We start from the raw sequence: 6,795 nt of genomic DNA on the forward strand, positions 1-6,795 counted from the left end.
GTCACCGGCTCGGCCGGAAGTAAGAGTGGAGAGTGGTGGCCTGATGAGCGCGCGCTCACGTGCCCCTGAGTCGGCGGAGCAGCCCGAGAGCCCCGCCGCCGCCGACCCCGGCGCGAAGGCTCCCGGCCAGCGCAGCGGCCCGGACGACCGGTCCCTGAAGCAGATCGCCTGGCAGCGTCTGCGCCGCGACAAGGTGGCCATGGTCTCCGGCATCGTGGTCGTCCTGCTCATCCTTGCCGCGGCCCTGGCACCGCTGCTGACCAAGTGGTTCGGCTACCCGCCCACCCAGTTCCACCAGGAACTCATCGACCCGGTTCGCCGAGTGCCCTACGTCGACCCCGACAACCCCGGCCTCGGTACCGACCCCTGGGGCGCGATGAGCTCGGACCACCTCCTGGGTGTGGAACCCACCACCGGGCGCGACCTGTTCAGCCGCATCGTCTACGGCGGACAGATCTCCCTGATCGTGGCCTTCCTGGCCACCCTGGTGTGCGTGGCCCTGGGCACGGTCATGGGCATCATCGCCGGCTACGCCGGCGGCTGGATCGACACGCTCATCAGCCGGGCCATGGACATCTTCCTGGCCTTCCCCCTGATGCTCTTCGCCATCGCCCTGGTGGGTGTCGTCCCCGACGGTCTCTTCGGCCTGGAGGGCAACGGACTGCGCATCGGGGTCATCGTCTTCATCATCGGTTTCTTCAACTGGCCCTACATCGCACGTATCGTGCGCGGGCAGACCCTGGCCCTGCGCGAACGCGAATTCGTCGAGGCCTCCCGCAGCCTCGGCGCGAGCACCGGCCACATCCTCGTGCGCGAGATCCTGCCCAACCTGGTGACGCCGATCATCGTCTACGCGACGCTGCTGATCCCCACCAACATCCTCTTCGAAGCCGCGCTGAGTTTCCTCGGGGTCGGGATCAACCCGCCCACCCCCAGTTGGGGCAAGATGCTCTCCGAAGCCGTGCCGCTCTACCAGCAGGCCCCGTACTTCATCATCGTCCCCGGCCTGGCGATCTTCGTCACCGTGCTGGCGTTCAACCTGTTCGGTGACGGGCTCCGCGACGCCTTCGACCCCAAGACCTCGGACTGACGTCCCGGCCCCCACCGGGGCAGGGCCCGGTCCAGGCTCACCCGATCCCCTTGTTTCAGAGAGGTAGTCCCTTGAGGAAACGCACCCTCGGATTCGTCGCTGTCGGCGCGGCGGCATCCTTGTTCCTGAGCGCCTGTGGCGGCGCAGCGACCGAAGGCGGAGACAGCGAAGCCGAGTTCGACCAGGGCTCGACGGAGGTCGTCAACCCCTCCGAGGAGCAGGGCGGCACCCTGCGCTACGCCATGTCCGCGGACTTCGACTCCACCGACCCGGGCGACACCTACTACGCCTTCAGCTGGAACTTCTCCCGCTACTTCGCCCGGACCCTGCTCAGCTTCAAGCCCGAGCCCGGTGAAGGCGGCAACGAGCTGACGACCGACCTCGCGGTCGACATGCCCGAGCCCAACGACGACTTCACCGAGTGGACGATCCAGATCCAGGACGGCCTCAAGTACGAGGACGGCACCGAGATCGTGGCCGAGCACATCAAGTACGCCATCGCCCGCTCCAACTTCGGCGGCGGCACGCTCGCCCACGGCCCGGACTTCTTCAACCAGTTCCTCGACCAGGACGACATCAACGTCTACGAGAACGGTGACGACCCGCTCCAGGGCTTCGACTCCATCGAGACCCCCGACGACCACACGCTGGTCTTCCACCTCAAGGACCCCTTCTCGGAGTTCCCCTACATCCTGACCCAGCTGCAGACCGCCCCCGTGCCGCCCGAGGCCGACCGCGGCGAGCTCTACAGCGAGAACGTGCTCTCCTCGGGCCCCTACAAGTTCGACGGCGAGTACGAGCCGGGCGTGGGGCTGAACCTGGAGCGCAACGAGGAGTGGGACGCAGAGACCGACCCGATCCGCCCAGCCCTGCCGGACCGCATCGAGGTCGAGCTCGGCGTCAACAAGGACGAGGTCGACGAGCGCCTCACCAACGGTGAGCTGGACGTGGACCTGGAGTCCAACGGGGTGGGCACTTCCATGTACGGCCGCCTCGTGGACGACGAATCGGCCCAGGCGAACCTGGACAACCCGTACGCCGGTTCGCTGCGCTACGTCAACATCCACACCCCGGTCATCGATGACCTGGCCTGCCGCCAGGCCATCATGTACGCGGCCGACCGCGACAGCCTGCACCGCGCCTGGGGCGGGGAGATGGGCGGCGACATCGCCACCAACCTGCTCCTGCCCGACCTGGCCGGTGCCGACACCGAGATGGACCTGTACCCCTCCGAGGACAACACCGGTGACCTCGAGGCCGCCGAGGCCAAGCTCGAGGAGTGCGGTGATGAGGACGGCTTCAGCACCACCATCGCCGTCCGCGACACCAGCGAGCGCGACATCGACACCGCCGAGGCCCTCCAGGAGTCCCTGGGCCGCGTCGGCATCGAGGTCGACATCGAGCAGTACCCGGCCGCCCAGTTCTTCGGCCAGTACGCCGGTTCCCAGGACTTCGTCCGTGAGAACGAGATCGGCATGAGCGTCTCCGGTTGGGGTGCCGACTGGCCCACCGGTTACGGCTTCGCCTCGGCGATCACCCACGGCGAGAACATCCAGGAGACCGGTAACTACAACACCGCCGAACTGGACGACCCCGAGATCAACGAGCTCTGGGACCGGTCGCTGACCACCGAGGACCCGGATGAGCGCGCCGAGATCTACGGCCAGATCGATCAGCTGGTCATGGAGAACGCGGCGATCCTGCCCGTCGTCTTCGACCGGTCGCTGTACTACCGCCCCGACGACCTCACCAACGTCTACTTCCACTCCGCGTTCATGGGCTACGACTTCATGGCCCTGGGCGTGGAGCGGGACTAGTCTCCCCGACCAGCCTGAACTAGTACGAGAAGGCAGGTGAAGGCGGCGGGGCCCGCGGGCTCCTCCCCGCGGGTACCCCGCCGCCGCCCGCGATGCTGACCTACATCCTCCGGCGCCTCGGAGCGGGGCTGCTGCTGCTCGCCGTCGTCACGATGGTGACCTTCTGGATCTTCTACGTCCTGCCCCGGTGGGCAGGCGTCACCCCGCAGGGCATGGCGGCCATGTACGTGGGGCGTGCGCCGACCCCGGAGGCACTCCAGGCCACCGTCGACCGGCTGGGACTCGACCAGCCCATCGCGGTGCAGTTCATCGAGTTCATGCGCAACCTCGTCCTCGGCCAGGAGTACACCTTCGGCCGCGAGACGGTCGAGTGCGCCGCCCCCTGCCTGGGCTACTCCTTCATCACCAACGCCCCGGTCCTGCCCCAGATCATGGACCGGCTCCCCGTCACCATGTCCCTGGCCGTGGGCGCGGCCGTCCTCTGGGTCATCGGCGGAGTCGTCGTCGGCGTGCTGTCCGCGGTCAAGAAGGGCAGTATCTTCGACCGCATCGCCATGTCCACCGCGCTGGTGGGCGTGTCCATGCCCATCTACTTCACCGGTCTGCTGGCACTGGCCTTCCTGGTCCACCAGTGGGGCCTGTTCCCGGTCTCGCGTTACGTGCCCTTCACCGAGGACCCGGTCGGCTGGTACCAGGTGATGCTGCTGCCCTGGGTCACCCTGGCCTTCCTGCACGCGGCACAGTACGCACGCCAGACCCGGGCCGGCATGCTCGAGACCCTCAACGAGGACTACATCCGCACCGCGCGCGCCAAGGGCCTCAGCGAACGCAAGGTCATCTTCAAACACGCCCTGCGCCCCACCCTCACCCCTGTCCTGACCATCCTGGGCCTGGACATCGGCCTGGTCATGGGTGGTGCGATCCTCACCGAGAAGGTCTTCTCCCTCAACGGCGTGGGTGCCTACGCCATCGATGCGATCATCGACAACGACCTGCCCGTCGTCATCGGCGTGACCCTGCTCGGCGCGGTCTTCGTCGTGATCTGCAACCTGGTCGTGGACCTGTTCTACCCGGTCCTCGACCCGCGAGTACGCATCACCGCCTGACAGCCGGGCGCAACCGCCCAGTTCCCCTCGGCCGGGGTGCACGACCCCGGCCCCCGACTCCCGTCTCGAACGAAGGAAACGTGACATGGCCTCGACCGGACCGGAAACGACCGCCACAGGTGCTGTCGTGCGCGTGGATGATCTGCGGGTGAGTTTTCCGATCATGGACGGCGATGACGTCCATGCGGTCCGGGGACTCTCCTTCGAGGTGCCTGCCGGCGGTGCGTTGGGCATCGTGGGGGAGTCGGGTTCGGGCAAGAGTGTGACGTCGTTGGCGTTGATGGGGCTGCACCGGGGGTCGCGTGCGCAGGTCTCGGGTGCGATCGAGGTCGCGGGCCAGGACGTCAACGCCGCTCCGGACAAGCGGTTGCGGGCGATGCGGGGCAACGACATCGCGATGGTGTTCCAGGACCCGATGCAGTCCCTGCATCCGCAGTACACGATCGGTAACCAGCTCGTCGAGGCCTACCGGGTGCACAATCCCAGGGCAGGTAAGGCCGCGGCCCGTGCCAAGGCGGTCGAGTCGCTGGAGCGGGTGGGGATCCCGGAGCCGGCCAAGCGGATCAACTCCTACCCCCATGAGTTCTCGGGGGGTATGCGCCAGCGTGTGGTGATCGCGATGGGGTTGATGTGCGATCCGAAGGTGTTGCTGGCCGATGAGCCGACCACGGCGTTGGACGTGACGGTGCAGGCCCAGGTGCTGGACCTGTTGGACGATCTGCGCCGGGAGTTGGGGATGGCGTTGATCCTGGTCTCGCACGATCTGGCGGTGGTGGCCGGGTCGGTGGAGGAGGTCGTGGTGATGCGCCACGGCGTTGCGGTCGAGCGCGGGGACGTGCGGCAGGTGTTGGCCGAGCCCGAGCATGCGTACACGCAGGCGTTGTTGGAGGCGGTGCCGCGGGTGGAGGTCTCGCGTGCCCAGCGCCGGGCCCAGGACCGCGCGGACCGCGCCGCACGCGACAAGGCCTCCGGCCGTGTCACCGAACCCGGCGAGTTCGCCGCCTTCACCCCCGCCGGAAACACCGAAGGAGAAGCACCCCTGCTGCGGGTACGCGACCTGTCCCAGAAATTCAAGGTCCGTGGTGGGTTGTGGGGCCGTGCCAGTGACTTCTGGGCGGTCAAGGGGGCCAGTTTCGACCTGAACAAGGGCGAGACCCTGGGTGTGGTGGGTGAGTCCGGTTCGGGCAAGTCCACGCTCTCGCGGATGATCATGCGCCTGCTCGAGCCCACCGAGGGCACGGTCGAGTTCGAGGGCCGCGACATCACCCACATGTCCGAGCGCGAGCTGCGTCCGCTGCGCCGGGACGTGCAGATGGTGTTCCAGAGCCCGTACTCGTCGTTGAACCCGCGGGTGACCGTGGGCGAGGCGATCGGGACCGCGCTGCGGGTGCAGGGCGAGCGCAACCGTGCCGCGGTGCGCAGCCAGGTGTGTGAGCTGTTGGAGCGGGTGGGGTTGGAGGCCGGCCACTACAACCGGTTCCCGCACGCGTTCTCCGGTGGGCAGCGCCAGCGGATCGCGATCGCGCGGGCCCTGGTGCTCAAGCCGAAGTTGATCGTCTGCGACGAGCCGGTCTCGGCTCTGGACGTGTCCACGCAGGACCAGGTGTTGCGTCTGTTGTCGGAGTTGCAGGACGATTTCGGGTTGACCTACATCTTCGTGGCCCATGATCTGGCGGTGGTGCGTCAGGTCAGTGACCGTGTGGCGGTGATGCAGAAGGGCGAGATCGTGGAGATGGGTGACAGCGACCAGATCTACGACGCTCCGCAGAGCGATTACACACGTTCGTTGTTGGCCGCGGCCCCGGTGCTGGACGCAGACGAGTCCCGACGCCTGCGCGCCGAACGCAAGGAGAGGAACGTGGCCCAGAGCTCGGCCTGACCCACCCTGAACCCCGAGGGCGGGACCGCTCACCGGCGGCCCCGCCCTTTTCGCGCCCCGGAGCCCGAAGGCCCCCGGGGGAGAGGGCCGTCTGCACCCCGGGCGGGCGCCGTCGCCGAACACCATCGCTCGACCGCCGGGAAGAACCGCATCCGCACCAGGGCCCCGGTGAACCCGAGAACCGCACGGGCCGAGGACAGAAGCGGACCCGTCTAGCAGTACTTCGTTAACTTGTGTCGGGGTCGGGGCCTGAGGGCTGAAGGCTCTGGTCCTGGGGTTGGGGGCGGGGGTTTCTTGTTGTGCCGGGGGTGGTGGTTCGTCGGGGTCGGGATTTTAGCCCGGCCGGGTCTGCGCGCAACCCTCGTCGGCGCCACCCCCGCACACGTTTCTTTGCGGGGTTGGTGGCGGGTGTGTGGTGGGTTGGTGTGGGGCGCCTCGGGGTGTGCGCTCCGACCCTTGATGCCGGGCTTTCCCGACCCACCTCGACGAACCCCGCCACCCCCGGCGCCCCGGCAGCAGAAGAAATGGTGGGCGCATACTCACTCCCTGGGGCGCGGCATTGTGACCACCGCTTGCGGCGTGCGGGGGGTGGTTCGCTCCTGCGGAAGGCAACTACGGGCCCTTGCGGGAGCAACTACCGGCCCTTCGGGCCTGGCCCCGCCTGCTCCCGGCGGGGCATTGAGGCCGGGGGTGGCTGGTGTGTGCGCGGTGCCCGGGGCCGGGTTCCTGGTCTGTGGTGTGGAGGCCCGGGGGTGGTGGGTGTGCGTGTGGCTGGGCGGGTTTCGGCGCGTGGGTATTGCTGCCGGAACCGGCTTCGGCTGTGGTTCTTGTTGCCGGTGTCGGATTCGAGGCCCAGGCGGTGCCGGTCCGGGCGGTTGATAGTGCTCTTGTGGGCACCGTAGG

Annotated in this window: 4 protein-coding genes; all 4 read left to right on the top strand. The window is 68.0% G+C overall.

The genetic code is table 11. The annotated features are described in order from the left end of the window. Positions 1 to 43: 43 nt before the first annotated feature. The 4 genes from D456_RS0107725 (at position 44) to D456_RS0107740 (ending at position 5,892) form a co-directional block, all read left to right on the top strand. Positions 44 to 1,090 (top strand): ABC transporter permease, encoded by a 1,047-nt coding sequence (locus tag D456_RS0107725; protein ID WP_017575595.1) that lies wholly within the window; start codon positions 44 to 46, stop codon positions 1,088 to 1,090. A 71-nt stretch (positions 1,091 to 1,161) separates the two neighbouring features. Further along, positions 1,162 to 2,907, top strand: coding sequence for an ABC transporter substrate-binding protein (locus D456_RS0107730; protein ID WP_017575596.1), 1,746 nt, complete (start codon positions 1,162 to 1,164; stop codon positions 2,905 to 2,907). A 92-nt stretch (positions 2,908 to 2,999) separates the two neighbouring features. Further along, a complete protein-coding gene (locus D456_RS0107735; RefSeq protein WP_017575597.1) occupies positions 3,000 to 4,013 on the top strand; it encodes an ABC transporter permease in 1,014 nt (337 codons plus the stop codon). 85 nt (positions 4,014 to 4,098) lie between these two features. Then, a complete protein-coding gene (locus tag D456_RS0107740; protein WP_017575598.1) occupies positions 4,099 to 5,892 on the top strand; it encodes an ABC transporter ATP-binding protein in 1,794 nt (597 codons plus the stop codon). Positions 5,893 to 6,795: the final 903 nt, after the last annotated feature.

This window comes from Nocardiopsis kunsanensis DSM 44524 (genome assembly GCF_000340965.1).
Taxonomy (GTDB): domain Bacteria; phylum Actinomycetota; class Actinomycetes; order Streptosporangiales; family Streptosporangiaceae; genus Nocardiopsis; species Nocardiopsis kunsanensis.